The 4,369-nt window shown below is 75.0% G+C and carries 1 protein-coding gene and 1 pseudogene; both read right to left on the reverse strand.

Features of this window, described 5'->3' with window-relative positions:
* Positions 1-903: pseudogene (locus BJP40_RS29625) on the reverse strand (hypothetical protein); the annotation flags it as partial.
* Positions 900-4,229: a tubulin-like doman-containing protein gene (locus BJP40_RS29630; protein WP_079171565.1), complete on the reverse strand. Its 3,330-nt coding sequence runs from the start codon at positions 4,227-4,229 to the stop codon at positions 900-902. The gene BJP40_RS29630 and the pseudogene BJP40_RS29625, both read right to left, overlap by 4 nt.
* Positions 4,230-4,369: the final 140 nt, after the last annotated feature.

Raw genomic sequence — 4,369 nt, forward strand, 5'->3', positions numbered from 1 at the left:
GGCGGGCAGGTCGGGCAGGACGATGCCGCGTTCGAGGAGCCGGGCGCGCTGCTCGGGGGCGAGGCGTACGCCGTCGGCGTCGGTGAACGCCCCCGCCACGGTGTCGCGGTACCTCTCCAGGGCGCGGCCCAGGTCGTCGAGCCGGCCCGGCAGGTCGGCGGTGCGGGTCCCGGCGCCGAGCAGCCCGGCGGAGCCGCGCACCTGGCGGTACCCGGCGCGGGCGTCGTCCAGTGCCTCGTCGCAGGCGCGGCGGCGGGCAGCGGCCGGGCTCGCGGGCTCCAGCCACGTGTGGCCCTGCACGGCGTCGGGCAGCGAGTCGTCCAGCAGCACGGCCAGTTCGGCGGGCACGGCGTCGCCGGGGCGCGCGCCGGGGACGTCCTGGCCGGCCAGGGCGTCGAGGGCCTGCCTCCACGCACGCGTGCGGGCCTCGTCGGTCAGGCCGTGCTCCACGACCCGGGCGGACGGGACGGCGACGCCGTGCACGATGTCGCCGAGAGCCCGCAGCACGGCGTCGAACACCTCGGGCTGCGCGAGGAGTTCCACGAGGGGGCGCAGTCCGTCGGGGTCGCCCTCGGTGAGCGGGTCGAGGAGCCACAGCACTCCGGCGGCGGGCGGCCGCAGAGTCAGGGGGCGGCGCAGGACCCGGTCCTCGGGGCTGCCGACGGCCAGGCAGACGATCCGGGCGGGTCCGTAGGAGTAGAGCTGCTCGTAGAGGAGCTGGTGGGCGACCAGCCGGTCCGCGTCGTCGACGACGACGAAACGCCGCTCGTCGCCGGCTTGCGGGGTGTCGAGCGCGGCCCGCACGGCGTCGCCGCCTGGCGGCACGCGGCGCAGGTCGAGGGCGACGGCGTGGTCGGACGGGCGGTGGTACGGCGTGGCGCCGGGGGTCACGCGGGCGTTCACTCGTCGTCACCGTCCAGGGCCCACGGGTAGCGCGGCGACGTTCCGGAGGGGCCGGACGGCTCCGTCCGCGGTTCCCTCCCGGGGGAGGTGCGGGGCTGCGGCAGCGGCTCGGGGAGCGGCTGCGCGTACGGCTCCGCACGGGGCGCGGGGCGCGGCTCCGGGACGGCCTCGTGCCGGGGCTCCGCCTCGTACCGTTCGGCTTCCTCGCGGCGGTGGCGCTCGTGCAGGGCGCGCAAGGTGGGCCGGGTGGGCAGGGAGGCGCCGTCGAAGCGGAGGTCCAGCGCCCCGGGCAGGGTGCGGGCCCAGAAGTGGCGCAGCGGGGCGAGCCACTCCTCGTCCTCCTCGCCGTACCGTCCGGAGAGCTCCTCGATGCGGGCGAGTTCGCGGGGGGCGACCTCCTCGACGAGCGTGAGGAACAGCGGCGCCGGCGCCACGGGGGTGGTGGCCAGGCCCTGCGGCTGGATGCGCATCAACCGGTCGCAGAACTCCTCGATGACGGAGCCCTCGTCGAGCAGCGCGGCCCGCTCGTAGCCCCGCAGGATCCCCGCCCAGCTGGACAGCTGCCCGTCGAACGCCTCCAGGCGCAGCGTCAGCGTGGCGGACTCGCCGTCCTGGAGGCGCACCCGTACGAGGTCGGGCGAGGCGTCGTCGCCCTCGTGGACGATCAGGCCGTTCCACATGGCGCACAGGACGCGGTGCAGGATGCGCTGCCGGTCCGCTTCGGTGCTGACCAGCCAGCCGTCGCGGTGGCCGAGCCGCTGCCGCCAGTGCAGGAAGTCGTCCGCTCCGGCCGCGTCGCGCGCCTCGGACCAGAGCTTGAGGACGTCGCGGACCTCGGAGATGTCGGTGAGGCTCATGCCGCTGCGGAAGAGGACGACGGTGATGGAGTCGGTGTCGACGGCCCGGAACTCGTGCGCGGCGTGCGGCGGCAGGTACAGCTCCTCGGCGAGGTACTCGGCGGCCCGGCCGTCGGACTCGCTCTCCGGATGGGCGATGAGGACCTTGAGGCGGCCGCTGCCGTCGGGGGTGAAGCCGACCGGGAGGAGACCGGCCAGCTGGGAGCGGAACTGTCCGAGCCAGCGGCTGTCGACGGTGGCCGCGGCGTGCTCGTCGCCGGCGGCGGCGCGCAGCAGCAGCGCCATGGACGGCAGGAGGGGACGCTCGTAGCGGGCGTCGTCGGCCTCGCCGAAGAGGCGTTTCACGCGCCGTTCGACGACCTGCTTGATCTCCTTGACGGCGGCGCCCGGGGAGCGGCGCACGGCGTCCAGGGCGCGCAGCCAGTCCTCGGGGCGGACGAGTGCGGCGAGCAGGCCGGCGGGGTCGGTGTTCTCGGGGAGGGCCTCGCTGCGCACGAGGCGGGTGACGACGTCGTCGTAGAAGGCGCGCAGGCTGTTCTGCGGGGGCAGCAGGTAGGAGACGCCCTTGCGGTCGTCGCGGTACAGCTCGCGGCGGCGGTCGGCGAAGAGCTTGCCCTCGTCCTCCTCGTGGGCGCGCAGGGCGCGGGCGAGTTCGTCGATCTCCTTGCGGGCGCGGCCCAGGGGCGGGCGCCACTGCGGTTCCCCGGCCTGCCAGGCGCGGTGCCACAGCCCGTTGGCGCGCAACCGGTACCAGTCGTCCTGGTCGGCGACGGCGCCGCGCACGTCGGAGTCGCTCCAGCGGGCCGGTACGAGGCCGCCCGCGCTGCCCTTGATACGGGGGATCTGGGGGGCGGACTGGCGGACGTGTTCGGGGCGCCGGGGTTCGCTGCGGCGGTTGTCGAGCATGCCGGTGAAGCCGGCTTCGGCGACCGGTTCGGGGTGTCCGGGCAGTCCGGCGATGATCCGTTCGAGGTGGAAGGGGCCGGTCAGGCCGAGGAGTTCGCGGGCGGCGGTGCCGGGGTGGAAGTCCTCGACGAGGCGGGGCACGTCGCGGGCGAGGTCCCGTTCGAGGCGCAGGAGGGCGTCCTCCATGTCGCCGCGGCGGTTGTGCAGGGCCTGGGTGACGGCCTTGCTGCCGCGGGGCGGCTGCGGGGGCTCCGGGATGTCGGGGGCGGCGCGGCTCCACAGGGGCCCGATGCCGGAGCGTTCGAACATCTCCCGTACCTGGTCGGTGGCGTCCTTCACGGGGTGGCGGGCCCGTTCCTCCATGCCGCGGACCGCCTGGGCGAGCAGGCGGGCGGCGACGATCTCGGCGAGGTCGTCGACGGGGATGGTGAGGGACGCGGCGAGGCTGGTGGACATGCCGCGGTAGCCGATGCCGGAGCGGGCGGGCGTGGAGCGTTCGACGCTCTTGTTGATGAAGCTGGCGGCGAAGGACTGGTAGTCGTCGTCGGCGCGGCCGTTGCCGGTGTCGTCGGGGAGTTCGGTGCCGATGAGGGACATCACCATGGCGGTGACGGAGCGGCGCAGGTCCTCGGTGCGGATGACGGCCGGTTTGCTGAACCGGAACGCCGTCTGCACGGTGGAGGCGCGCAGCGCCACGGTGGTGTCGCCGGGGTAGCGGACGCTGATCCTGGCGCGCTGCTCGACGTCGCCGACGTCGGACTGGGCGTCGGGCACGTTCTGGTCGTCGACCAGCCGGGAGAGGTCCACGAGGGAGCGGGCGGCGTTGAGTTCGGCCTCGCGGCCGCCGCCGGCCTCGGGCGGGAACGCGGACGGCATGACGACGAGGGGGTAGATCTTCACGCCGGGCACCTTGGACTTGCGGAACTCGTGCCCGATGAGGTGGATGAAGTCGTAGAAGATGCCCGCCCCGGTGCCTCCCGCGACGGAGAACGCGACGAACACGTCGCAGCCACGGATGCGGCTGCCGCCGACCCGCTGGAGGTCTCCCGCCGAGTTGCCGATGGCGCCGATGGCGGCGCGCAGGGGCCGCAGGACGGGTTCGAGGCCGCTGCGGAGGGTGGCGAACAGGGCGGCGCGGCCGACGGTCGGCAGCTGGCCGGCGCCGTTGTAGAGGGGGGCGACGCGGGGCTGGCGGACCTGCGAGGGCAGCCAGTCGCGGGTCTCCTCGTGCAGGGCGATGCGGAGCATCTGGGTGACCTCGGGTGAGCTTTCGAACTCGCCCGGCAGCAGGTCGCGGACCATGCGGGAGGTGCGCGCGTAGGCGCCGCCCTCCGGACCCTTCGCGTGGAACTGCGGCTGGCGCGTCAGCTCGGCCTCGCTGAAGTCGGCGTACACGAACTGGAGGCAGTCCGGCAGCTGGAAGGGGGCGCGGCGGCCTCCGTCGACCAGCTGGGTGCCGTCGGGGCCGCACAGTTCGCGGCGCAGGCTCCGTTCGAGTTCACTGCCGATCCGTCCGCCGGTGCCGCCCAGGCCGACGAAGAGCATGGGCTGGTAGATCTTCATTCCGTCTCCCCTCGGGGGCGCCGGGCCCCGTCGTACGGGACGCGGGCGCCCCGTCGTGCCGTCGTGCGTCAGAAGTGCGGGTCCCAGCCGCCGGTGCCGGCCGCCCTGCGGCCGTCGCCGCCGTCGCCTCCGTCGTCGGC

Origin of the sequence: Streptomyces sp. CC53, assembly GCF_001865245.1 — a bacterium.
Lineage (GTDB): Bacteria > Actinomycetota > Actinomycetes > Streptomycetales > Streptomycetaceae > Streptomyces.